Here is a 22,375-nt window from a genome sequence, read left to right as displayed (position 1 = left end):
GTCAACCAAAGCCTCCCGATCGGTGGTGCTCCGTCTCGGCACCCGGGCGCGAACGCCCACGCGCCGCTAGCCTGGAACGGGGCTCACGCCCAGTGCACGGCACGCCACTCGGAGGACAACGGTGACGATCATGATCGAACGGGCCACACCGATAGAGCAGGCGGCACCGCCGACGTTCGAGACGCTCCTGCGCACCGTTGAGGAGATGGACACGCCAGACGGCTTCAAAGCCGAGCTCATCCGGGGGAAGATCATCGTGTCGCCGTTTTCCACGCTGCGCTACTTGCGTCGCATGCGTGCGCTGCGTGAACAGCTCCAGGCCCACGCACCCGAAGGACACATCGCGGAGATCGCGCCCTTCCTCTTCCGCTTCTCGGCAGCGGAGCGGGCGTACGGGCCCGACCTCTTCGTGGCCGACGAATCGGCCTTCGACGGCGAGGGCCGGCACGCGGACGGGGCGGCCCTGTCGCTCGTCGGTGAGTTCACGTCCGTCTCCACCAGGGATGCCGACTGGACCGAGAAGCTAGACGTGTACGGCCGACTCGTACCGGTCTACATGGTCGTCGACATGCAGGACTCGGAGATCACCTGCTTCTGGGAACCCTCCCCACACGGATACCGCTCCCGGACGACGGTGTCCTTCGGCGAGGCCCTGCACGTCCCCGAGCCGTTCGGCTTCGCCATCGACACCACCGGCTTCTGATCCGGCGGAAACGCCCGAGGGCGGCACCCCAGTCGGGGTGCCGCCCTCGTTCGAGAACAGCCGATCAACCAGTGGCCGGAGCCCGGGTCGATCAGAAGTCCATGTCACCGCCCGGCATGCCGCCCGGGGCGCCGGCGCCGGCCTTCTCGGGCTTGTCCGCGATGACGGCCTCGGTCGTCAGGAACAGCGCGGCGATCGACGCGGCGTTCTGCAGCGCGGAGCGCGTGACCTTCGCCGGGTCGATGATGCCCTCGGCGATCATGTCGACGTACTCGCCGGTCGCGGCGTTCAGGCCGTGACCGATCGGCAGGTTGCGCACCTTCTCGACGACGACGCCACCCTCGAGACCACCGTTGACGGCGATCTGCTTGAGCGGGGCCTCCAGCGCGAGCTTCACGGCGTTGGCGCCGGTCGCCTCGTCACCCTCGAGCTCCAGCTTGTCGAAGACCGCGGAGGCCTGCAGCAGGGCCACGCCACCACCGGCGACGATGCCCTCCTCGACGGCCGCCTTCGCGTTGCGAACGGCGTCCTCGATGCGGTGCTTGCGCTCCTTGAGCTCGACCTCGGTCGCGGCGCCGGCCTTGATGACGGCCACGCCGCCGGCCAGCTTCGCGAGGCGCTCCTGGAGCTTCTCGCGGTCGTAGTCCGAGTCGGAGTTCTCGATCTCGGCGCGGATCTGGTTCACGCGACCGGCGACCTGGTCGCTGTCACCGGCACCGTCGACGATGGTGGTCTCGTCCTTGGTGATGACGACCTTGCGGGCGCGGCCGAGCAGGTCGAGACCGGCGTTCTCCAGCTTGAGGCCGACCTCCTCGGAGATGACCGTGCCGCCCGTGAGGATGGCGATGTCACCGAGCATGGCCTTGCGGCGGTCGCCGAAGCCCGGGGCCTTGACGGCGACGGACTTGAAGGTGCCGCGGATCTTGTTGACGACGAGGGTGGAGAGCGCCTCGCCCTCGACGTCCTCGGCGATGATCAGCAGCGGCTTGCCGGACTGCATGACCTTCTCCAGGAGCGGCAGCAGGTCCTTGACCGAGCCGATCTTGGAGTTGACGATCAGGATGTACGGGTCGTCGAGGGACGACTCCATGCGCTCCATGTCGGTGGCGAAGTACGCCGAGATGTAGCCCTTGTCGAAGCGCATGCCCTCGGTGAGCTCAAGCTCCAGCCCGAAGGTCTGGGACTCCTCGACGGTGATGACGCCTTCCTTGCCGACCTTGTCCATGGCCTCGGCGATGAGCTCGCCGATCTGGGTGTCGGCGGCGGAGATGGAGGCCGTCGAAGCGATCTGCTCCTTGGTCTCGACATCCTTGGCCTGGGCGAGCAGGGCGGCGGAGACGGCCTCGACGGCCTTCTCGATACCACGCTTGAGGGCCATCGGGTTGGCGCCGGCGGCAACGTTGCGCAGGCCCTCGCGGACGAGCGCCTGGGCCAGGACGGTGGCGGTGGTCGTACCGTCGCCCGCGACGTCGTCCGTCTTCTTGGCGACTTCCTTGACCAGCTCGGCGCCGATCTTCTCGTACGGGTCCTCGAGCTCGATCTCCTTGGCGATGGAGACACCATCGTTGGTGATCGTGGGGGCGCCCCACTTCTTCTCAAGGACGACGTTGCGACCCTTGGGGCCAAGGGTGACCTTGACGGCGTCGGCGAGCTGGTTCATGCCTCGCTCGAGACCGCGCCGGGCCTCCTCGTTGAACGCAATGATCTTGGCCATCTGAAGTGGTCCTCCCGGACAGCGGTGGATTGCTCCCGGACCGCGCCCGCGCCCGCGACGGACGGCCTGAGTGCCCGGCGGTTCCTTCCCGCCGGACCCTGCGGGCCTCACCGACCCGGTCCTCGTTTGGTAGCACTCTCACCCGGAGAGTGCTAACGCCAATGATTAGCACTCGGCACCCTCGAGTGCAAGCGGCTTGGGGCAACACCCCGGGACTCCCGGGCAACGCCAAGGGGCCCGCATCCCTCCTCAAGGATGCGGGCCCCTCGTATGTATGCGCGTACGCGGGTGCGCGCGTACGTGTCGCGTCGGTGGTCGATCGCTCCAGGACTAGCCGAGTGCGAGCTTGACCATGTCCGCCTGCGGACCCTTCTGGCCCTGCGAGATCTCGAACTCGACCCGCTGACCCTCTTCAAGGGTGCGGTACCCGTCCATCTGGATGGCGCTGTAGTGGACGAACACATCCGCACCACCGTCGACCGCGATGAAGCCGTAGCCCTTCTCCGCGTTGAACCACTTGACGGTGCCCTGAGCCATGCCTAACTCCCCTATTACTGGCCCTTGCGCGGGAACGCACTTCGCGTTCCCGGGTCAGAACTTGCGTCGGAACGCGTCGACCGAGGCTGAATGTATCTGCGCGAGTGCTGTCTGCAACAGGTCAATCCGACGAGAAATCTGGACACCGAGAAACATTGAAATAGAGTGAAAATTTGGCATATGGCAGGGCAACTCGGGCCTGACATATCTCGCCAAAGCCCCATACCGCGCTTGCACATTGACCCGATGTCGACCCTCAGGCGGCCCGTTCATATGCGGCGGGCAAGAACAGCGGAGGGGACTTCCCCAACCCTACCGCGCCCAATCAACCAGAATTGCCCCCTCCGCTTATAGCGGAGGGGGCAATTTCGGTTTGCGCGTGTCACCTGATAGGTGAGCAAGAAGCACTCAAGAGGTACTCAAGAGGTACTCAAGGGGTGCCCGAGGGGTACCCACAGGGCGATCCCGGGAGATCAGCAGCCGCCCGCGACGGCCGGGATGATCGAGACGCCGGCGCCGTCCGGCGTCGCCGCCTGCAGCCCGCCCTCGAAGCGCACGTCGTCGTCGTTCACGTAGACGTTCACGAAGCGGCGCAGCTTGCCCTGGTCGTCCAGGACGCGCGCGGCGATGCCCGGGTGGCTCTTCTCCAGGGACTCGATGACCTCGGCGAGGGTCCCGCCCTCGGCCGGGACCTCGGCCTGACCGCCGGTGTAGGTGCGCAGGATGGTGGGGATGCGGACGTTGACGCTCATGGCGCTACTGCCTTTCCGGTAGAGCAGGGGGGAGGGTCAGGCCAGGCCGGCGGCGCGGAACGCGTCCAGGCTCGGGCGGATGGTGGCGGTCTGCCCGCTGTCCGCGGCCACCGCCTCCAGGGTCTTGAGGCCGTCACCGGTGTTGAGGATGACGGTGGTCAGCGTCGGGTCGAGCTGCCCGTTCTCGATGAGCTTCTTCGTCACGCCGACGGTCACGCCGCCCGCGGTCTCGGCGAAGATGCCCTCGGTCTGCGCGAGGATCTTGATGGCCTCGACGACCTGCTCGTCGGTGACGTCGTCGACGAAGCCGCCGGTGCGCCGCGCGATGTCCAGGACGTACGGGCCGTCCGCCGGGTTGCCGATCGCGAGGGACTTGGCGATGGTGTTCGGCTTCTGCGGGCGGACCACCTCGTGACCGGCCTTGAAGGCGGTCGACACCGGGGAGCAGCCCTCGGCCTGGGCGCCGAAGATCTTGTACGGCTTGTCCTCGACGAGCCCGAGCTTGACGAGCTCCTGCAGACCCTTGTCGATCTTCGTCAGCTGCGAGCCGGACGCGATCGGGATCACGATCTGGTCGGGCAGCTGCCAGCCGAGCTGCTCGCAGATCTCGTACGCCAGGGTCTTGGAGCCCTCGCCGTAGTACGGGCGCAGGTTGACGTTGACGAAGCCCCAGCCCTCGCCCAGCGGGTCGCCGATGAGCTCGGAGCAGAAGCGGTTGACGTCGTCGTAGTTGCCCTCGATGCCGACCAGGTCACCGCCGTACACACCGGCCATGACGACCTTGCCCTGCTCCAGGTCGTGCGGGATGAACACGCAGGAGCGGAAGCCGGCCCGGGCGGCCGCGGCGCCGACGGCGCCGGCCAGGTTGCCGGTGGAGGAGCAGGACAGGGTGGTGAAGCCGAAGGCGCGGGCGGCCTCGACGGCGATGGCCACGACGCGGTCCTTGAAGGAGTGCGTCGGGTTGCCGGAGTCGTCCTTGACGTAGAGCTTGCCGGTGACACCGAGCTCCTTGGCCAGGTTCTCGGCGTCCACGAGCTTGGTGAAGCCCGGGTTCAGGCTCGGCTTGGAGGCCACGTCCGCGGGGACGGGCAGCAGCGGCGCGTAGCGCCAGATGTTGTTGGGGCCGGCCTCGATCGCGGCGCGCAGGGCCTCGGGGTCACCGGTCGGGAGGTCGTAGGCGACTTCCAGCGGTCCGAAGCACTCGGCGCACGCGAAGATGGGACCGAGTTCGAAGCGGGTACCGCACTCGCGACAGGAAAGGCCGGTGGCAGGTCCGAGATCAACAGAGGTGGCGACAGTCTGTGCAGCCATGATGGCGAGGCCCTTTCTCCTCATCTTCCCCATGGCGCACTTCGCCATGAGACGGAATTGGCACCTTCCCTAGCCGGGGACCTCGCTGACGTCGCTGACGTGCGATCGCGAGAACCGACTGGAGGGTTGCCGGGGCTTCAACGGGCCGTGTCCCTCTGCCCCTCTGGATGAGCGGTATGGCACCGGCACACGCGCTCTGTGGCGCGCCGGTGCGTTTGTACGCGGGGACCCCCGGCATGCGGTGGTCCTTCGCGTTGTTCAAGACTGTAACCGAAGGCCCGGGCGGCTGAGACAGGCGTCCGAACCGCGAGATGGATCAGATAACGGCAGATATTGCCGACACGCAGGGAGTGCTGAGGGTGCTGGAAGAGGTGGAGCGCTGGCTGGCAGACCGCTCCTGGTCAGCCGCCGACCGACCGCTCGACCAGCTGCTCGACCGGAAACGGGCGGCCGGGACCACGGTCAGCGTGGTGCTGCCCGCACTGGACGAGGAGGAGACGGTCGGCGCGATCGTCGAGGTGATCCGGCATGAGCTGATCGAGGGACTGCCCGTCCCGCTGGTCGACGAACTGGTCGTGGTCGACTCGGGCTCGACCGACCGCACCGCCGAGGTCGCGGCGAAGGCCGGCGCCCGGGTGGTGCACCGCGACGAGATCCTGCCGAGGATCCCTGCGGTGCCCGGCAAGGGCGAGGTGCTGTGGCGCTCGCTGCTGGCCACCGGCGGGGACGTCGTCTGCTTCGTCGACGCCGACCTGCGGGACTTCTCGGCCGACTTCGTCTCCGGGATCGTGGGCCCGCTGCTGACCGAGCCGGACGTGCAGTTCGTCAAGGCGATGTACGACCGCCCGCTGGGTGACGCCCCCGGCCAGGGCGGCCGGGTGACGGAGCTGGTCGCCCGCCCGCTCCTGAACCTCCACTGGCCGCAGCTGGCCGGCTTCGTCCAGCCGCTGGGGGGCGAGTACGCCGTACGCCGCTCCCTGCTGGAACGGCTGCCGTTCCCCGTCGGGTACGGGGTCGAGCTGGGGCTGCTGGTCGACGCGCTGCACACGGTCGGGCTGGACGCGCTGGCCCAGGTGGACGTGGGCGTACGGCTCCACCGCCATCAGGACGGACAGGCGCTGGGCCGGATGGCCGCGGCGATCTACCGCACGGCCCAGGTACGGCTCTCGCGCGGGCACCTCGTACGGCCGGAGCTGGTCCAGTTCGAGCGGGGCCCGGAGGGCTTCGTACCGCGGACGCACCCGGTGGACACCGAGGAGCGGCCGCCGATGGCGGGCATCGAGGAGTACGCGACACGACGCAGCGTGGCCTGACGATTTGGGACGTTTGAGCGAGCACCGGCCGGGCTAGGTTGGCCGCATGGCTTCTCAGGTACTCGTTGCGGCAAACCGCGGCCCGCTCTCCTACGCCCTCTCCGACGACGGCACGCTCAGTGCCCGGCGCGGCGGGGGCGGTCTCGTCTCCGGGCTCTCCGCGGCCCTCGCGGAGCAGCCGGACGCGCTGTGGATCTGCGCGGCACTGTCGGAGGCGGACCGGGAGGCGGTCCGCCGGGGTGTCGCCGAGCCGGGCGTCCGGATGCTGGACATCGATCCCACGATGTACGACGACGCGTACAACGGCATCGCCAACTCTGTGCTGTGGTTCACCCACCACCACCTGTACGACGTCCCGCGCGAGCCGGTCTTCGACGCGGAGTTCCACCGGCAGTGGGCCTCGTACGTGGCGTACAACCGGACCTTCGCGCAGGCCCTGGCCGAGGAGGCGGCGCAGGGCGCGTGCGTGCTGGTGCAGGACTACCACCTGGCCCTGGTGCCGGGGCAGCTGCGTGAGCTGCGGCCGGACCTGCGCATCGCGCACTTCACGCACACGCCGTGGGCTTCACAGGAGTTCCTGCGGATGCTTCCGGACGACATCCGGTCGGAGCTGATGTGGGGGATGCTCGGGGCGGACGTGGTGGGCTTCCACACCTGGGCGTGGGCGCACACGTTCATGGGCGGCGCGCACCTGGACGACGAGCGGGGCATCGCCGAGCCGGCGTTCCCGGCAGGGACGGGCGGGGAGCGGTACATCCGCAAGTCCCCGTGGAGCCCGGTGCGGCACAAGCGGACGGACGTGGCCGTGTACCCGCTCGGGGTCGACGCGGACGAACTGCGGGCGCTCGCGCACCGGCCGGAGGTGGACGAGAAGCTGGCGCAGCTGCGGGCGGAGGTCGGCGACCTCAAGACGATCGCCCGGGTGGACCGGACCGAGCTGTCGAAGAACATCCTGCGGGGACTGCTGGCCTACCGGGAGCTGCTGACGGTCCACCCGGAGTGGCGGGGCCGGGTCGTCCACCTGGCCTCGGCGTACCCGTCACGGCAGGACCTGGCGGTGTACCGGGAGTACACGGAGTCGGTGCGGGAGCTGGCGGCGGAGATCAACGCGGAGTTCGGGACGGAGGACTGGCAACCGGTGCTGGTGTCGGTGCAGGACGACTTCGCGCGGTCGCTGGCGGTGTACCGGATGACGGACGTGGCGCTGGTGAACCCGGTGCGGGACGGGATGAACCTGGTGGCGAAGGAGATCCCGGTGGTGTCGGAGGCGGGGTGCGTGCTGGTGCTGTCCACCGGGGCGGGGGCGTACGCGGAGCTGCGGCAGGACGCGCTGACGGTGAGCCCGTACGACGTCACGCAGACGGCGGAGGCGTTGCACGCGGCGCTGTCCATGCCGGTGGGGGAGCGGGCGGAGCGCACGAAGCGCCTGGCCGCGACGGCGACGGCCCTCCCGCCGGCCCAGTGGTTCGAGGCCCAACTGTCCGACCTCCGCACCTGACCATCCCAACCCCTGGGGCTCCGCCCCGGACCCCGCGCCTCAAACGCCGGCAACCAACTCCAGCCCCGCCGGCGTTTGAGGCGATCTTTCAGCCCCGCCGGCGTTTGAGGCGCGGGGGTCCGGGGGCTGGCCCCCGGCAGCGGCGCCGCACACGCAGGCGGAGCGGTCAGGGGCGGAGGGCCTTGGCCAGGTCGGCCAGGAAGGCGGCCACCGCGCCGGGCCCGGGCAGGACGAGGTCCGCCCGCGAGGCCAGCTCCGGAACCTCGGCCGAGCCACTGCACACCAGCAGCCCCGGCAGCCCATCGGCCCTCCGCTTCTCGACCGCCGAGTACGCCGCCAGGTCCCCCAGGTCGTCCCCCGCGTACAGCACCGCCTCCGCGTCCCGCTCCGCCAGGAACTCCGTCAGGGCGACGCCCTTGTCCATGCCCGGGGGCCGGAGCTCCAGGACCGCCCGGCCCGGCTCCACCATGAGCCCGTGGCGGGCGGCCAGCTCGGACAGCGGTTCCCGCAGCGCCGCGAAGGCCGCCGCGGGGTCCGAGGCCCGCCGGGTGTGTACCGCCAGCGCCCGGCCCTTCTCCTCGATCCAGGTGCCGCGCCAGGCCCCGATGGAGTCCAGGAACCCCGGCAGCTCCGCCCGTACCGCCGCCACCCCGGGGTGCTCGGCGGGGGCGTGGACGATGCCGGAGACGGCGTCCCAGCGTTCGGCCCCGTAGTGGCCGAGGACGACGAGGTGCTCCAGGCCGGGGACCCCGGCGAAGCCCCCGTAGCGGACGGCGACGCCCGCCGGCCGCCCGGTGATCACGGCGACCGAGTCGACCTCGGGGGCGAGTGCGGAGAGGGCCGGGACGGCTCCGGGGTGGGCTCGGGCCTGGTCGGGGTCGGGGACGATGTCGGCGAGGGTGCCGTCGAAGTCCAGGGCGACCACGGACCGGCGGGGTGCGCGGAGCAGGGCTTCGAGTCCCTCGCGTCCGGCTGCGGTGACGGGCATCGGCAAGTCGTGCGGATGGCTCCCCATACGCACGACCCTAACGGCCCCACGCGGCGACGGCTACGGCTATCGCCGGGCCCGCTGGGCCTCTCGGATCCTGCGCAGCCGGTTGACCGTGCCCGGTGCGTGGGCCAGCGCCCGGGGGTCGTCCATCAGTGCGTTCAGCAGCTGGTAGTAGCGGACGGGGGTCATCCCCAGCCCTTCGCGGATGGCCCGCTCCTTGGCTCCGGGCCCGGTCCAGGTGCGTCCCTCGTACGCGAGCACCGCGGCCTCCGTGGCCGTCAACTGCCCCTCGTCCGTCATACCGCCAGATTAACGCCGACCTCCGACAGCACCTCCGACAGCACCCCCGCCGCACCCGCCCGGTACACCACCGCCAACCGGCAGCGCCAACCGGCAGCACCAACCGGCAGCGCCAACCGCTACCGCGGGTCCGCCGCGCGGGCCGCCGTGGCGATCTCCTCCAGCACCTTCGCAGGCTGTCCGCCCGGCTGGACGGACTTGCCGATGTTCTGCTTGATGTCCTCGCTGACGCCCGCCCAGGACTTCTTGCCGACCGGGTACAGCCGCGAGCTGGGCAGCGCCGCCAGGAAGGTCTTCAGCTGCGGGGCCGAGCCGCCCGCGGCGGCCTGCTTGGCCTGGTAGCCGCTGGTGGTGGCCGGCAGCAGGTCGTACTTCTCGGTGAAGGCCGTCACGTTCTTCGGCTGGTACAGGAAGTCCAGGAACTTCCCGGACTCCTGCCGGTGTCCGGTCTTGAAGGCCATGACCCAGTCGGCGACGCCCATCGCCGACTGCTGGCTGCCGTCGGACGTCGGCAGCGGCACCATGCCGTACTTCACGCCCTTGGCGTCGGCCTGCTTCAGCAGGGTCGGGTGCCCGTTGAGCATGCCGACCTCGCCCTTGGTGAAGGCCTCGAAGGCGGCCTGCCGGTCCAGCTTGCCCGGCTCGACCGGTCCGGTCAGCCCCTGGCCGACCATCTTGTCCCGCAGGAACTCCAGCGCCCTGACGTTGTCGGCGGAGTCGATGGAGTACGCCTCTTCGTTGTCGGTGTAGCCGCCACCGCCCGCGAGCATCCACATCATCGTCTCGGCCTGCGCCTCCTCGCGGCCCAGCGGCAGCGCGAGGGGGGTGGGCACGCCCGCGGCCTTGAGCTTCTTCGCCGCGGCCTCCAGCTCCGCCCAGCTCTTCGGCTGCCAGCTGCCGGCCTTGGCGTCCTTCGCGAGCACGCCCGCGTCGGTCAGCAGCTTCTCGTTGTAGAAGAGCAGCCGGGTGCTGGCCACGAAGGGCAGCCCGAACTGGACCTGCTTGACCTTGCCCGCGTCGGCGAGCGGCCCGAGGAAGTCGGCCTCGGTCTTCACGGAGAGCAGCTCCGCCGCGGAGTGCAGCTTGCCGGCGGCCGCGTAGTCGGCGTAGGCGCCGATCTGCGCGATGTCGGGGGCCTTGCCGGCCTTGACCATCTCGGCGACCTTGGCGTCGACCTCGGACCAGGAGTAGACGCTGACCTCGACGTCGATGCCCGGGTTGGCCTGCTCGAAGGTGGCGGCGAGGTCCTCCCAGTAGGCGGCCGAGGAGTTCTGCGGATTGTCCCCGTAGTCGGCCGCCACGACCCGCAGGGTCACCTCGTTGTTCCCGGTGAGTCCGCCGACGGCTCCGCAGCCCGTCAACGTCACGCCGGTCAGACACAGCGCGGCGCCGGACGCGGCCAGCCTCAGGTAACGACCCTTCACAGTTCTCGATCCACCCCATGTTGTACGTACGATCCACGTAAGGTCTACACCACTTTGGCGGCTCGTCCACATCGAGCTCCCGACCAGGGCCCCGAATTTGTATGGCCACTCAACAATCCCCCTCAATGGACTAGACCTTTCCCCGCCGAGCACGCGAGACTGTCTCTGTGAAACCCGTGAAACACGTCATCGCCCTCGATGTGGGCGGCACCGGGATGAAGGCCGCCCTCGTCGCCCACGACGGCACCCTGCTCCACGAAGCGCGCCGCGCCACCGGCCGCGAGCGGGGCCCCGAGGCCGTCGTCGAGACGATCCTGGACTTCGCCGCCGAGCTGCTCGACACCGGTCGGGACCGGTTCGGGCGGGCCGCCTCGGCCGCCGGGGTCGCCGTCCCCGGCATCGTCGACGCCGACCACGGGATCGCCGTCTACGCGGCGAACCTGGGCTGGCGCGACGTACCGATGCGCGCCCTGCTCAGCAGCCGTCTCGGCGGCATCCCGGTGGCCCTCGGCCACGACGTGCGCACGGGCGGACTCGCCGAGGGCCGCATCGGCGCCGGCCGGGGCGCCGACCGCTTCCTCTTCGTCCCCCTGGGCACCGGCATCGCCGGCGCCATCGGCATCGTCGGCCGCATCGAGGCCGGCGCCCACGGCTACGCGGGCGAGATCGGGCACATCGTGGTGCGCCCGGGCGGCCCCGCCTGCGGCTGCGGCCAGAGCGGCTGCCTGGAGACCCTCGCCTCCGCCTCCGCCGTCAGCCGCGCCTGGGCGGCCGCCTCCGGCGACCCCGAGGCCGACGCGGCGGACTGCGCCAAGGCCGTCGCATCCGGCGACACGCGCGCCCGGGAGGTCTGGCTGGCCGCCGTCGGCGCCCTGGCCGACGGGCTGGTCACCGCGATCACCCTGCTGGACCCGCACACGCTGATCATCGGTGGCGGCCTGGCGGAGGCGGGGGAAACCTTGTTCACACCACTACGGGCGGCCGTGGAGGAACGCGTGACGTTCCAGCGGCTCCCCCACATCGTGCCGGCGGCCCTCGGGGACACCGCCGGATGCCTGGGCGCAGGGCTGCTCGCCTGGGACCTACTCGCCACGGAGGTACCTGCCTGATGTCCGGAAGCGCACACAGCACCGTTCTCTCCGGCGCCAGGGTGGTGCTGCCCACCGGAACCGTGGCGGGCGGCCGGGTCATCGTCGAAGGCGACCGCATCGCCGGCAGCGCCCACGAGGGCTCCCGGATCGTCGACCTGTCCGGGCACTGGATCGTCCCGGGCTTCGTCGACATGCACAACCACGGCGGCGGCGGCGCCTCGTTCACCTCCGGCACCGCCGAGGACGTCCTCAAGGGCGTGCGCACCCACCGCGAACACGGCACCACCACCCTGGTCGCCTCCACGGTCACCGGGGACCTGGCCGAACTGGCCCGGCGCGCGGGGCTGCTCGCCGAACTCACGCAGCAGGGCGAGATCGCCGGCATCCACTTCGAGGGGCCGTTCATCAACCCCTGCCGCAAGGGCGCGCACAAGGAGGACCTGCTCCGCGACCCCGACCCGGCCGAGGTCCGCAAGCTGATCGACGCCGCCCACGGCGCCGCCCGCATGTTCACCCTCGCCACCGAACTCCCGGGCGGCCTGGGCTCCGTACGGCTGCTGGCCGAGCACGGGGTCATCGCCGCGATCGGGCACACGGACGCCACGTACGAGCAGACGCGCGCCGCCATCGACGCGGGAGCGACCGTCGCCACCCACCTCTTCAACGCGATGCCCGGCCTCGCGCACCGCGAACCCGGCCCGATCGCCGCGCTGCTGGAGGACGAGCGGATCACCGTCGAGCTCATCAACGACGGCACCCACCTGCACCCGGCGGCCCTGGAACTGGCCTTCCACCACGCGGGCGCGCACCGCGTCGCGCTGATCACCGACGCGATGGACGCGGCCGGCTTCGGCGACGGGACCTACCACCTCGGCCCGCTGGAGGTCGAGGTCAAGCAGGGCGTGGCCCGGCTCGTCGAGGGCGGCTCCATCGCCGGCTCGACGCTGACCCTGGACACCGCGTTCAAGCGCTCGGTGACCCTCGACCGGCTGCCGGTGGAGTCCGTGGTCCAGGCGATCTCCGCCAACCCGGCCAAGCTGATCGGCCTGTACGACGAGATCGGCTCGCTGGAGCCCGGCAAGTACGCGGACCTCGTCGTCCTGGACGCCGGATTCGACGTCAAGGGCGTCATGCGGCGCGGCGAATGGATCGTCAGCCCCCTCGACTGAGGGCGGATCTGACGGCCAAGCGGCGGTGCGCACGGAGGCGGTCGACCCCGGTACTGGGCCGACCGCCCGGTCTTTGGCATGATCCCGGCAGCAACAGACCCGGGAGTGCCCATGATCCTGACCGTGACGCTCAACACCGCACTCGACGTCACGTACCGCGTGCCGCGACTGCTTCCGCACGCCTCGCACCGGGTCACCGCCGTCACCGAACGCGCCGGCGGCAAGGGGATCAACGTCGCCCGCGTGCTGGCCGCGCTCGGCCACGAGGTGACGGCGACCGGCTTCGCGGGCGGCCCGGTCGGCGCCGTCGTCCGCGGACTGCTGGCGCGGTCCCCGGGGGTGGTGGACGCCCTGGTCCCCTGCGCGGGCACCACGCGCCGCACCGTGGCCGTGACCGACGACGCCTCCGGCGACACCACCCAGTTCAACGAGCCGGGTCCGCTGATCACGCCCGCGGAGTGGTCGCAGTTCCTCGCCCGGTACGAGGAACTCGCGCGCGCCGCCCGGGCCGTGGCCCTGTGCGGCAGCCTCCCGCCGGGCGTGCCGGTGGGCGCGTACGCGGTGCTCGTCCGGACGGCCCGCGCGGCCGGGGTCCCGGTCCTGCTGGACACCAGCGGCGAGGCCCTGCGCCGCGGGGTCGCCGCCCGCCCCGAGATCATCAAGCCGAACGCCGCCGAACTGGCCGAGCTCACCGGCTCCCGCGACCCGCACCCCGCCACCCGCGACGCCCGCCGCCGGGGCGCCCACGCGGTGGTCACCTCACTCGGCCCGGACGGCCTGCTGGCCGCCACCCCCGAGGGCACCTGGCAGGCGGCCCCGCCCCGCAAGCTGTCCGGCAACCCGACCGGAGCCGGCGACTCCGCGGTCGCGGGCCTGCTGTCGGCCCTGGCGGAGGGCCTGGACTGGCCCGCCCGCCTCACCCGCGCGGTCGCCCTGTCGGCGGCCACGGTCCTCGCCCCGGTGGCGGGCGAATTCGACCCCGCCCTCTACGAGGAGCTGCGGCTCGGCGTCTGCGTCACCGCCGGAAACTGAGAGCTGACCGTCCGTCAACGTTCAGTAGAGGCAGGAGCACTGACGAATCATCGGGTGCACGAGCACGGACAAGGGCGATCTAAGATCAACAAGCTCAATTGATCTTCGAACTTACGGGGCTGTTCCACGTGAACCGATTCGTCCGCAACCTGCTCGCCACCACCACCGGAGTCGTGGCCATCTCCGCCCTCGCCGCGGTCCCCGCCCAGGCCCAGACCATCTCCGGGGGCTCCTGCGGCGCGGGCTACTACCAGCAGGACGCCTACCCGCTCGGCGACCACGCGGGTGCCACCGGCGCCGGCGTGATGTTCCTGTACTACAACAAGTCCACCGGCAAGAACTGCGCCATCCTGCGCCGCGACTCCCAGTTCGCCGTATCCGACGGCATGGGCATCTCCATCACCACCAGCAACGGCAAGTCCGACGTCGACGGCCAGCGCGCCTACACCCAGTACGCGGGCCCCGTCTACGTCTCCGCCGCCGGCCAGTGCGTCAAGCTCTCCGGCCACATCACGGGCGCCTGGCTGGGGAACGACTCCAGCTACCTCGAGAAGACCCACAAGGAGACCACCGGCTGGGTCCACTGCGGCTGACCGCCGCCGGGAACGCAAAGAGGCCCGGCCCTGCCGCGTGTGCGGTGGGGCCGGGCCTCTTCGCGTGATCAGCGCCTGACGTGCCCGCGCGCCATGCCGAGCTGGTCGAAGACCGCCTCGCACTGGTTGCCGGGCTCGCACGAGATCTTCATCGTGTTGGTGCCCTTCTTGAGGGTGACGAACGCGAACGTGCGGGTCCAGCCCTTGTCCCAGGCGCCCGCCTCGGCCTTGGAGAAGTTCGCCAGGTTCAAGGACTGCGTCGGGTTCTGCCCGTTGACCGTGAGGGTCGCCTTCGCGTCCTTGCCGGGCACCCCGTAGTTCACGAAGAGCGTGTACTCCCCGGCCTCCGGCATGTCCACGGTCCAGGTGAGCGCCGCACCGGGCTGGTTGAAGCCGCCGACGTACTGGCCGCCCGAGCTCTTCGAACCCGGCACCGTGTTCTCCAGCCGGGCGCCACCGGTCAGCACCATGCCCGCACCGGCCGCCTCGCCCTTGGGCAGCGGGGCCTCGGAGGGCTTGGGCGAGCCGCTCGGGGGCGCGGCCGAGGGGTTCTGCGGGGCCGCCGACTGCTGGCCGCCGTCCGCGTTGCCCTTGCCCTTGTCGTCGTCCTTCTTGGAGAAGGCCATGGCCGCGCCGATGCCGATCACGACCGCGCCGACCACCGCGACCGCCGCGATGATCAGGCTCCTGCGGCTGGAGCCGCCGCCACCGCCGTGGCCGCCGGGCTGCGCGCTCATCGCGGAGTGGGACTGCGGCTGCTGCGGAACGCCGTAGCCGCCCGCCTGGAGGGCTTCCGGGGCCTGGTACTGGGGGTACGGGGGCTGCTGCGCAGGGCTCTGCTGGTGCGGGACGGGTCCGCGCTGGCCGCCGTTGCGCCGGTCGCCGACCGTCCGCACCTGGTGGTGCGAGGTACGGGGGACACCGGGCTGTGCTCCGTGGTGACCGCCGCCCGACGTCCCGGGATAGCCGTATCCACCGCCCGACGAGGGCGGGGTGGCTCCGGCCGCCTGGCCGTCCTCGTAGAGGTAGCCGAACGGATCGTCGTCCTCGGGCTTGTTCGCCCCACCGTGCGGGCCGTTGTTCGCGGGCGTCGTCATCGCAGGTCACTCCTTTCGACCCCCGGGAGCCTACCCCGAACACGTGCACCCAGGGGTGACGGACCGCCTCAGCCGGCCCGGCGGTGCGCCTTGGAGCGGGACCTCTTCTCGATGTACATCCGCTGGTCGGCGGAACGCAGCACCTCGTCCGCCGACATCCCGCAGCTGGCCCAGCCGATGCCGAAACTGGCCCCGACACGGACCGCACGGCCGTCCACCCGGATCGGCGGGATGATCGCGTTGCGCAGCCGCACCGCGAGATCGGCGGCGTCCGCGGCGCCCAGGCCGTCGGCGAGGACGACGAATTCATCACCACCCAGCCGAGCGACGGTGTCACCGTCCCTGACGCCCGTCGTCAGCCTCCGGGCGACCTCGATCAGGACCGCGTCGCCCGTGTGGTGCCCGAACCGGTCGTTGATCGACTTGAAGCCGTCGAGGTCACAGAAGAGCACCGCGAGCCCCTTCGTCCCGTCGTCGACCTCGGTCGAGGGCGCCACCGTGTGCACGTGGTGGTCGTACGGTCCGTCCGTCGGGGCCGCCGGCGCCCCGGAGTAGTCGAAGGGGTCGGGTCCGGTGAAGCGGTCCGGCCCGTCGGCTTGAAAGCCGTGCTCACCGCCACCACCGGCACCGGCACCGGCCGCCTCCACCCGCACCTCGTACCCGTCGTGCCCCACGTGCCCCGTGTGCGCGTCGCGCCCCTCGAAGGCCGCGTCCAGCGCCTCGATCGCGGTCGCCCGTACGGACTGCGGTCTGCGGCACAGCCGCGCACCGAGCCGGGACCGCAGCTCGGCGCTGTTGGGCAGGCCGGTCAGCGAGTCGTGGCTGGCCCGGTGGGCGAGCTGGAGCTCGTGCCGCTTGCGCTCCTCGATGTCCTCGACGTGCGTGAGCAGGAACCGGGGTCCGTCGGCGGCGTCGGCGACCACCGAGTTGCGCAGCGAGACCCATACATACGTGCCGTCGCGCCGGCCGAGGCGCAGCTCGGCGCGGCCGCCCTCGGCGGAGGTGCGCAGCAGGGTGCCGATGTCCTCGGGGTGGACCAGGTCGGAGAAGGAGTAGCGGCGCAGTACCGAGGCCGGCCGGCCGAGCAGCCGGCACAGCGCGTCGTTGGTCCGCAGCAGCCGGCCGTGCTGGTCCCCGCCCATCTCGGCGATGGCCATGCCGCTGGGCGCGTACTCGAAGGCCTGGCGGAAGGACTCCTCGCTGGCGCGCAGCGCCTGCTGTTCGCGTTCCAGCCTCACGAGGGCCCGCTGCATGTTCGCCCGCAGCCTCGCATTGCTGATCGCAATCGCCGCCTGGAAGGCGTACATCTGGAGCGCTTCGCGGCCCCACGCGCCGGGCCGGCGCCCATTGCGCGGTCTGTCCACCGAAATGACACCCAGAAGTTCCCCGCCGGACGCATACATCGGCGCATAGAGCCGGTCCTCGGGGTGCCACTCGTCCTCGAACCGCGGATCGGGGCCGTCGGTGTGCCACTGGGGGACGTCGTCCTCCATGAGGACCCAGCCCTCGGTGTGCGGGATGAACCGCAGCCCGTCCCAGTTCTCACCCATCGTCAGACGGCGGTCCCAGGAGGCGCGGGAGCCGACGCGACCGGTGATGAGAGCCTCTGCGGCGGGGTCGCCGGCGAAGGCGGCGACGACGAGATCACCGTCCGGGCGAACGAGGTTGACACAGGCGAGTTCGTAGCCGAGGCCCACGACGATGCCGTCCACGACGGTCTGCAGAGTGTCCGCCAGGCTCCGGGCCGTATTGAGCTCGGCCACCACCCGGTGCAGCTGCCGCAGGGTCGCAAGACGGACGTACGGCTCCGACTCGGTCTCCATTGCTCGCTCTCCCCGAGACCTCGACAGCAACTCCAGGTTTGTCATCGGCGTTTCGTTGCGGTGTCCCGTCCACTGAATCACAGTGAGCTGTGCGGCAGGTACACAGGGTCAACAAATCTTGCTCTCTGTGACTCAAGTCACATGAGATGAACAATGGTGCGCGGTGGGGCTCGTGCCGACTGGGAGCGCTCCCTCACATTCCCGAGAGCAAACGATACGCCCGGGCCTAGGCCAAGGGGCGGGGACGCGACTCGGACCAGGGCCCGATGTGTGTCGCGGAGGGCGAGATTAGCGTTTCAGCGTGCTGAAGACGACCCCGGTACCGACACCTGTACCGACACCCGTACCGACCCCCGCGCCCGCCCCGCTCCGGGGGAGCCCCCATGCTGAGGGAGTGAGCAATGACGAGTTCCGGGCCGCGATGGCCCGGCTGACGGCGGGCGTGTGCCTGATCACGGCACACGAGGCGGCGGACGGCGCGCGCGGCGAGGACGTCGGCATGACGGCGACCGCCTTCATGTCCGTCTCCCTGGACCCGCCCCTGGTCCTGGTGAGCCTGCGCGAGGGATCCCGGATGGACGACCTGCTCGCGGAGCAGCCGCTGTGGGCGGTCTCGGTCCTCGCCGACCACCAGCTCCAGGTCGCGGGCCGCTTCGCGATGAAGGGCCGCATCAGCGACCGGCTCCTCTTCGCGGACCTGCCGTACGTCCGCGGCGAAGCCTCGGGCGCGCCGCTGCTGACGGGCGCCCTGGCCACCCTGGAATGCCGCACGGAAAACCGCGTCGAGGCGGGCGACCACACCCTGGTCATCGGCCACGTCCTGACGGCAGCCCTCCCCTCCCCGGACTCCCCTCCCCTGACCTACTTCCGCGGCCGCTACCGCCACCTGGGCCAGTAGCCCCAATCCAGCCTCGCCGGCACATCCAGCCCCGCCGGGCCAAATCCAGCCTCGCCGGGCACATCCAGCCTCGCCGGCACATCCAGCCCCGCCCGGCACATCCAGCCTCGCCGGGCACATCCAGCCCCGCCGGCGTTTGAGGCGATCTTTCAGCCTCGCCGGCGTTTGAGGCGCGGGGTCCGGGGCGGAGCCCCGTTCCTTCCAGCCACGGCGGGCCGCACTTACCAGTCCCGCGCGGTGCGCCCCCGCTTCGTCTCCGCCCGCGCCTTCTTCTCCCGCAGCCGCCGCTCATTGATCCCGCGCGGAATCTTCGTCGCCCGCCTCTGCTTCGGCGGCGGCGCAGTCGCCTCCGCCAGCAGCGAAGCCATCCGGACCAGCGCCATCTCCCGATTGCGGAACTGCGAGCGGTGCTCGGAGGCCCGTACGGTCACCACCCCGTCCACCAGGCGGGACGCCAACCGCTCCAGCGCCCGCTCCTTCCAGACATCGGGCAGCGCCTTCGTGGCGGCCAGGTCGAACATCAGCTCCACGCGCGAGTCCGAGGTGTTCACGTGCTGCCCGCCCGGCCCGGAGGAACGCGAGAAGCGCCAGGCGAGCTCGCCCTCGGGGAGCACGACCGAACCGCGGATGACATAGGGACCAGGCATGCCCCTATGATCCCGCCCCCGCCCCACCCCCGTCACCGCATTTACCGTCATCCACATTTCACGACGGGAACTCGACAGGCCTATCGCCGCGTTATGAGGGTCAGCGGTAGTTTGACCGCCTGTACGTGCATGTTGGATGAGGAAAGGGACAATCCCATGGCTGTCAGCCTGTCCAAGGGCGGCAACGTCTCGCTCACGAAGGAGGCCCCCGGCCTCACTGCCGTCACGGTCGGCCTCGGCTGGGACGTTCGTACGACGACCGGCGTCGACTTCGACCTCGACGCCTCGGCGATCGCGGTCAACCCGACGGGCAAGGTCGTCTCCGACGGCCACTTCGTCTTCTTCAACAACAAGTCCACCCCGGACCAGACCATCGTCCACACCGGTGACAACCGCACCGGCGAGGGCGCGGGCGACGACGAGGCCATCAACGTCAACCTCGCCGGCCTGCCGGCCGACGTGGACAAGATCGTCTTCCCGGTCTCCATCTACGACGCCGAGACCCGCAGCCAGAACTTCGGCCAGGTCCGCAACGCGTACATCCGCGTCGTGAACCAGGCCGGCGGCGCCGAGATCGCCCGCTACGACCTCTCCGAGGACGCGGCGACCGAGACCGCCATGGTCTTCGGCGAGCTCTACCGCAGCGGCGCCGAGTGGAAGTTCCGCGCGGTCGGCCAGGGCTACGCCTCGGGCCTCACCGGCATCGCGCAGGACTTCGGCGTCAACGTCTGAGTCCAGCCGTTCCACCTGCTCCACCCGCTCCACCGGCTCCATCGGCTCCATCGGCTCCATCGGCTCCATTCGGTCCGGCACTGAGCGGACACCAACGCTGGTGAAGCCCCCTCCCGGCCGTCCGGGGAGGGGGCTTCGCTACCGTTCGGCAGGTGATCATCCAACCGCTCGTCCCGGTGGACGGCGCCCTGCCCGGCCCCGTCCTCACCGAGATCGCCGCCCTCTACTCGACGAACCACGCGTTCTTCGAACTCAGCGGCGACTTCCCCGACCCGGACCGCATCACGGTCGAACAGGTCGCCGCCGCCCTCGCCGACGAGCTCGCCCATGACGGCGCCGAGGTCCTCCTCGCCCGTTCCGCGGGCCGCCTCGTCGGTCTCGCCGCCACCCTGGCCCACACGCCCGCCCCGGACCCGGGCGAGCCGGCCGCCGAGCCCACCCCGGATCCGGACCCGTGGATCGGCCTGCTGCTCATCGACGCCACCGCGCACCGCGAGGGATACGGCCGCGCCGTGGCCACCCTGGTCGAGGACCGGTTCCGCGCCGCCGGACGCAGCGGCGTGCAGATCGCCGTACTGGACAACAACCCCAAGGCCCTCGCCTTCTGGCAGTCCCGGGGGTACGTCGCGGTGCGCCGGGCCGAGGACCGCGAACGGGGCCGCGACTGCACGGTGCTGCGCAAGCCGCTCGAAACCCCGTAGCGGCGTACCCCGTAGCGCCAGGACGGCATGATGCCTACTTCGGCCGGGCCTTCCCGTACAGCCAGACGTCCCAGACCTTCTTCAGGTCGTGGCCCGTCTGCTCCTGCGCGTAGGCCGTGAAGTCGGCCGTGCTCGCGTTCCCGTACCGGTGGTCGGCGGCCCAGCCGCGCAGCAGGGCGAAGAACTTCTCGTCGCCCACCTCCTGCCGGATCCGGTGCAGGACCATCGCGCCGCGGTAGTACACCGGGTTCCCGGAGATGTGCTCGGGGCCGGGCGGAGAGGCCGGCGGGAAGGCGTCCCAGTCGGAGTCGGCGGCCAGGTCGACGTCCGTGTCGCCGGCCAGGAAGGCCTCGAAGCGCTCCTGCGCCGTGGGCCCGTCGTGGTCCTCGTCCCACAGCCACTCGGCGTACGTCGCGAAGCCCTCGTTGAGCCACATGTCCTTCCAGGACTTCGGCGACACCGAATTGCCGAACCACTGGTGGGCGAGCTCGTGCAGCAGGAGGCCCTCCTCCACCGGCGCACCGGGGAAGACGGGCTTGGTCTGGGTCTCCAGCGCGTACCCGAGGGTCTCGGCGGGCAGCACGATCGCGCCCGCCGTGCCGAAGGGGTACGCGCCGAACCGGCCGCTGCCCCACTCCACCATCTCCGGCAGCCGCGCGAGTTCACCCGCGCTCGCGACCGCCTGCTCCGGTGTCACGGCGTTGTAGAGCGCGATCCCCGAGGCCGTCCGCCCGGTCGTCACCTTGTACGGGCCGACGACGGCCGTGGCCAGATAGCTCGCCATCGGCTCCCGGCTCTGCCACGCGAACTCGGTCCGCCCGTCCGCGCCTTCGGTACGGGAGCGCAACTCGCCGTTCGACACGGCCTCGTAGCCGTGCGGAACGGTGAGGGTGATGTCGTACGTGGCCTTGTCGCTGGGGTGGTGGTTGCCGGGGAACCAGGTCATCGAACCGACCGGCTCACCGACGGCGACCGCGCCGCCCTCGGTGGTGATCCAGCCCTCCTTGGAGCCGTCCGCGTCCACGAGGGCCTTCGGCTTCCCGCCGTACTCGACCTCCGTACGGAAGACCTCGCCCTTCTTCAGGTCCTCGGCCGGGCGCACCGTCAGCTCGTTGCCCGTCCGGTTGTACCGGGCGCCCTCGCCCTGGACGCTCACGCTCTCGACCTTCAGGCCGCTCAGGTCGAGGTTGAAGGAGCTGAGCCCCTGTTCGGCGCGGGCGGTGATGACGGCCTTGCCGTGCAGCTCCCCGTCGGCGGGGTCGTAGTCCAGGTCCAGTGCGTAGTGCTCGACCTGGTAGCCGCCGTTGCCGGCCTTCGGGAAGTACGGATCGCGCAGCCCCGACGCACCCGGCCGCCCCTGCACCGTCTCCCCCGTACACGCCGTGGTGAGGGCGAGCAGGGCGGCGACGGCAGGGGCGGCGAGGCGGGAGAGTGCGCGGTGTTCCACGCACTCGATCCTAGGCTGGCTGCCCGGTCGGGCTACCTGTTGAGCGCGTCGACACCGGCCTTGGCGAACTTCTCGTCCAGCTCGCCGCTCGGGGCGCCGGCCACGCCGATGCCCGCGACGGGGGCGCCGTTGACCTGCACCGGGGTGCCGCCGCCGAGGAAGAGGGTGCCGGGGATGTCCTTCAGGTTCGGGGTCTGGGCGAGGCGGCCCACGAGCACCGAGGTCGGCGCGTTCCAGGACACGGCGGTGAAGGCCTTGCGCTCCGCCGACTCGTAGGACTGCGGGCCGGCGCCGTCGCCGCGCAGGGTGACGATGGTGTTGCCGTTGCGGTCGACGACCGCGACCGTCACCCGCTGGTTCTCGGCCTGGGCGGCCTGGAGCGCGGCCTGGGCGGCGCGGGTGGCGGCGTCGACGGTGAGGTGCGTCGTCGTGGTGAAGTTCTTGTCGCTCGGCCCGTCCTTCTTCGCGGCGACGGCGGCCGGGGCTGCCTCGGCGGCGGGGGTCGCGCTGGCGCTCACGGCACCGAAGGCTCCGGCGCCCAGGGCGACGGCGAGGGCGGTACCGGTGAGAACGCGGGTACGGGTGTTCATCTCTGCTCCTGA

22 protein-coding genes and 1 riboswitch are annotated in these 22,375 nt (G+C 70.9%); of the genes, 10 read left to right on the top strand and 12 right to left on the bottom strand.

All coding sequences use genetic code 11. The features are described 5' to 3' along the window. Window positions 1-130: 130 nt before the first annotated feature. A complete protein-coding gene (locus OG534_RS20110; protein ID WP_326593720.1) occupies window positions 131-703 on the top strand; it encodes a Uma2 family endonuclease in 573 nt (190 codons plus the stop codon). A gap of 91 nt (window positions 704-794) precedes the next feature. Here the strand turns inward: OG534_RS20110 and groL are convergent, their stop codons facing one another. The 4 genes from groL to thrC form a co-directional block, all read right to left on the bottom strand. Then, entirely contained in the window at window positions 795-2,417 is a 1,623-nt protein-coding gene (groL, locus tag OG534_RS20105) for a chaperonin GroEL (protein WP_326589508.1), read from the bottom strand. Window positions 2,418-2,747: 330 nt separating this feature from the next. Further along, window positions 2,748-2,954, bottom strand: a complete 207-nt coding sequence (locus tag OG534_RS20100; protein ID WP_030009783.1) for a cold-shock protein — start codon at window positions 2,952-2,954, stop codon at window positions 2,748-2,750. A 473-nt stretch (window positions 2,955-3,427) separates the two neighbouring features. Beyond that, on the bottom strand, window positions 3,428-3,706 hold the full coding sequence (locus OG534_RS20095) for a MoaD/ThiS family protein (RefSeq protein ID WP_326589500.1): 279 nt from the start codon (window positions 3,704-3,706) through the stop codon (window positions 3,428-3,430). A 36-nt stretch (window positions 3,707-3,742) separates the two neighbouring features. Then, a complete protein-coding gene (gene thrC, locus OG534_RS20090) occupies window positions 3,743-5,041 on the bottom strand; it encodes a threonine synthase (RefSeq protein WP_374774608.1) in 1,299 nt (432 codons plus the stop codon). Beyond that, a riboswitch (SAM riboswitch) is annotated at window positions 5,035-5,191 on the bottom strand. (Overlaps the previous gene by 7 nt.) 185 nt (window positions 5,192-5,376) lie before the next feature. On the opposite strand from thrC, the gene OG534_RS20085 reads away from it, so the two are divergent. Continuing rightward, the gene (locus OG534_RS20085) at window positions 5,377-6,330 is read left to right on the top strand and encodes a glucosyl-3-phosphoglycerate synthase (protein WP_326593718.1); all 954 of its coding nucleotides are present in this window, start codon (window positions 5,377-5,379) and stop codon (window positions 6,328-6,330) included. Between the two features lie 46 nt (window positions 6,331-6,376). Beyond that, window positions 6,377-7,828 (top strand): alpha,alpha-trehalose-phosphate synthase (UDP-forming), encoded by a 1,452-nt coding sequence (locus OG534_RS20080; protein ID WP_326589496.1) that lies wholly within the window; start codon window positions 6,377-6,379, stop codon window positions 7,826-7,828. Window positions 7,829-7,994: 166 nt separating this feature from the next. Here the strand turns inward: OG534_RS20080 and otsB are convergent, their stop codons facing one another. The 3 genes from otsB to OG534_RS20065 all read right to left on the bottom strand — a co-directional run bounded on the left by otsB (window position 7,995) and on the right by OG534_RS20065 (window position 10,543). Beyond that, on the bottom strand, window positions 7,995-8,843 hold the full coding sequence (gene otsB / locus OG534_RS20075; protein ID WP_326589494.1) for a trehalose-phosphatase: 849 nt from the start codon (window positions 8,841-8,843) through the stop codon (window positions 7,995-7,997). A 39-nt stretch (window positions 8,844-8,882) separates the two neighbouring features. Beyond that, entirely contained in the window at window positions 8,883-9,119 is a 237-nt protein-coding gene (locus OG534_RS20070; protein WP_326589491.1) for a DUF3263 domain-containing protein, read from the bottom strand. Window positions 9,120-9,238: 119 nt separating this feature from the next. Beyond that, on the bottom strand, window positions 9,239-10,543 hold the full coding sequence (locus OG534_RS20065; protein ID WP_326589489.1) for an extracellular solute-binding protein: 1,305 nt from the start codon (window positions 10,541-10,543) through the stop codon (window positions 9,239-9,241). A gap of 176 nt (window positions 10,544-10,719) precedes the next feature. Here OG534_RS20065 and OG534_RS20060 point away from each other — a divergent pair, with 176 nt between their 5' ends. From OG534_RS20060 to OG534_RS20045, 4 genes are all read left to right on the top strand, one after another. Beyond that, entirely contained in the window at window positions 10,720-11,652 is a 933-nt protein-coding gene (locus OG534_RS20060; RefSeq protein WP_326593717.1) for an ROK family protein, read from the top strand. Further along, a complete protein-coding gene (gene nagA / locus OG534_RS20055; protein ID WP_326589487.1) occupies window positions 11,652-12,803 on the top strand; it encodes an N-acetylglucosamine-6-phosphate deacetylase in 1,152 nt (383 codons plus the stop codon). Before OG534_RS20060 ends, nagA begins: the two co-directional genes overlap by 1 nt. 111 nt (window positions 12,804-12,914) lie before the next feature. Then, window positions 12,915-13,835, top strand: a complete 921-nt coding sequence (locus OG534_RS20050) for a 1-phosphofructokinase family hexose kinase (RefSeq protein WP_326589485.1) — start codon at window positions 12,915-12,917, stop codon at window positions 13,833-13,835. Window positions 13,836-13,933: 98 nt separating this feature from the next. Beyond that, complete coding sequence (locus OG534_RS20045) at window positions 13,934-14,428, top strand: hypothetical protein (RefSeq protein WP_326589483.1); 495 nt, start codon at window positions 13,934-13,936, stop codon at window positions 14,426-14,428. A 68-nt stretch (window positions 14,429-14,496) separates the two neighbouring features. Here OG534_RS20045 and OG534_RS20040 read toward each other — a convergent pair whose 3' ends face one another. Together OG534_RS20040 and cdgB are read right to left on the bottom strand one after the other, a co-directional pair. Further along, window positions 14,497-15,525, bottom strand: coding sequence for a CBM35 domain-containing protein (locus tag OG534_RS20040; protein ID WP_326589482.1), 1,029 nt, complete (start codon window positions 15,523-15,525; stop codon window positions 14,497-14,499). Window positions 15,526-15,593: 68 nt separating this feature from the next. After that, the gene (gene cdgB / locus OG534_RS20035) at window positions 15,594-17,348 is read right to left on the bottom strand and encodes a diguanylate cyclase CdgB (RefSeq protein WP_326589481.1); all 1,755 of its coding nucleotides are present in this window, start codon (window positions 17,346-17,348) and stop codon (window positions 15,594-15,596) included. 304 nt (window positions 17,349-17,652) lie between these two features. Here cdgB and OG534_RS20030 point away from each other — a divergent pair, with 304 nt between their 5' ends. Continuing rightward, complete coding sequence (locus tag OG534_RS20030; protein WP_442807232.1) at window positions 17,653-18,246, top strand: flavin reductase family protein; 594 nt, start codon at window positions 17,653-17,655, stop codon at window positions 18,244-18,246. A 221-nt stretch (window positions 18,247-18,467) separates the two neighbouring features. On the opposite strand, the gene arfB is transcribed toward OG534_RS20030, so the two are convergent. Next, window positions 18,468-18,893, bottom strand: a complete 426-nt coding sequence (arfB, locus tag OG534_RS20025) for an alternative ribosome rescue aminoacyl-tRNA hydrolase ArfB (RefSeq protein WP_326589479.1) — start codon at window positions 18,891-18,893, stop codon at window positions 18,468-18,470. Between the two features lie 156 nt (window positions 18,894-19,049). Between arfB and OG534_RS20020 the strand changes: the two genes are divergently transcribed. Next, window positions 19,050-19,625, top strand: a complete 576-nt coding sequence (locus OG534_RS20020; RefSeq protein ID WP_326589478.1) for a TerD family protein — start codon at window positions 19,050-19,052, stop codon at window positions 19,623-19,625. 152 nt (window positions 19,626-19,777) lie between these two features. Beyond that, complete coding sequence (locus OG534_RS20015; RefSeq protein WP_326589476.1) at window positions 19,778-20,326, top strand: GNAT family N-acetyltransferase; 549 nt, start codon at window positions 19,778-19,780, stop codon at window positions 20,324-20,326. 34 nt (window positions 20,327-20,360) lie between these two features. Here the strand turns inward: OG534_RS20015 and OG534_RS20010 are convergent, their stop codons facing one another. Further along, complete coding sequence (locus tag OG534_RS20010; RefSeq protein ID WP_326589474.1) at window positions 20,361-21,773, bottom strand: M1 family metallopeptidase; 1,413 nt, start codon at window positions 21,771-21,773, stop codon at window positions 20,361-20,363. Window positions 21,774-21,805: 32 nt separating this feature from the next. Further along, the gene (locus OG534_RS20005) at window positions 21,806-22,363 is read right to left on the bottom strand and encodes a GlcG/HbpS family heme-binding protein (protein ID WP_326589473.1); all 558 of its coding nucleotides are present in this window, start codon (window positions 22,361-22,363) and stop codon (window positions 21,806-21,808) included. Between the last annotated feature and the right edge of the window lie 12 nt (window positions 22,364-22,375).

Origin of the sequence: Streptomyces sp. NBC_01294 (genome assembly GCF_035917235.1) — a bacterium.
Taxonomy (GTDB): domain Bacteria; phylum Actinomycetota; class Actinomycetes; order Streptomycetales; family Streptomycetaceae; genus Streptomyces; species Streptomyces caledonius.
Note: the sequence above shows the minus strand (reverse complement) of the source record. Positions and strands in the feature narration are given on the sequence as shown.

Coding starts and splice junctions, on each gene's coding strand:
- OG534_RS20110 (WP_326593720.1), top strand. CDS start 131: ATGATCGAACGGGCCACACCGATAGAGCAGGCGGCACCGCCGACGTTC.
- groL (WP_326589508.1), bottom strand. CDS start 2,417: ATGGCCAAGATCATTGCGTTCAACGAGGAGGCCCGGCGCGGTCTCGAG.
- OG534_RS20100 (WP_030009783.1), bottom strand. CDS start 2,954: ATGGCTCAGGGCACCGTCAAGTGGTTCAACGCGGAGAAGGGCTACGGC.
- OG534_RS20095 (WP_326589500.1), bottom strand. CDS start 3,706: ATGAGCGTCAACGTCCGCATCCCCACCATCCTGCGCACCTACACCGGC.
- thrC (WP_374774608.1), bottom strand. CDS start 5,041: ATGAGGAGAAAGGGCCTCGCCATCATGGCTGCACAGACTGTCGCCACC.
- OG534_RS20080 (WP_326589496.1), top strand. CDS start 6,377: ATGGCTTCTCAGGTACTCGTTGCGGCAAACCGCGGCCCGCTCTCCTAC.
- otsB (WP_326589494.1), bottom strand. CDS start 8,843: ATGGGGAGCCATCCGCACGACTTGCCGATGCCCGTCACCGCAGCCGGA.
- OG534_RS20070 (WP_326589491.1), bottom strand. CDS start 9,119: ATGACGGACGAGGGGCAGTTGACGGCCACGGAGGCCGCGGTGCTCGCG.
- nagA (WP_326589487.1), top strand. CDS start 11,652: ATGTCCGGAAGCGCACACAGCACCGTTCTCTCCGGCGCCAGGGTGGTG.
- OG534_RS20050 (WP_326589485.1), top strand. CDS start 12,915: ATGATCCTGACCGTGACGCTCAACACCGCACTCGACGTCACGTACCGC.
- OG534_RS20040 (WP_326589482.1), bottom strand. CDS start 15,525: ATGACGACGCCCGCGAACAACGGCCCGCACGGTGGGGCGAACAAGCCC.
- cdgB (WP_326589481.1), bottom strand. CDS start 17,348: ATGGAGACCGAGTCGGAGCCGTACGTCCGTCTTGCGACCCTGCGGCAG.
- arfB (WP_326589479.1), bottom strand. CDS start 18,893: ATGCCTGGTCCCTATGTCATCCGCGGTTCGGTCGTGCTCCCCGAGGGC.
- OG534_RS20020 (WP_326589478.1), top strand. CDS start 19,050: ATGGCTGTCAGCCTGTCCAAGGGCGGCAACGTCTCGCTCACGAAGGAG.
- OG534_RS20005 (WP_326589473.1), bottom strand. CDS start 22,363: ATGAACACCCGTACCCGCGTTCTCACCGGTACCGCCCTCGCCGTCGCC.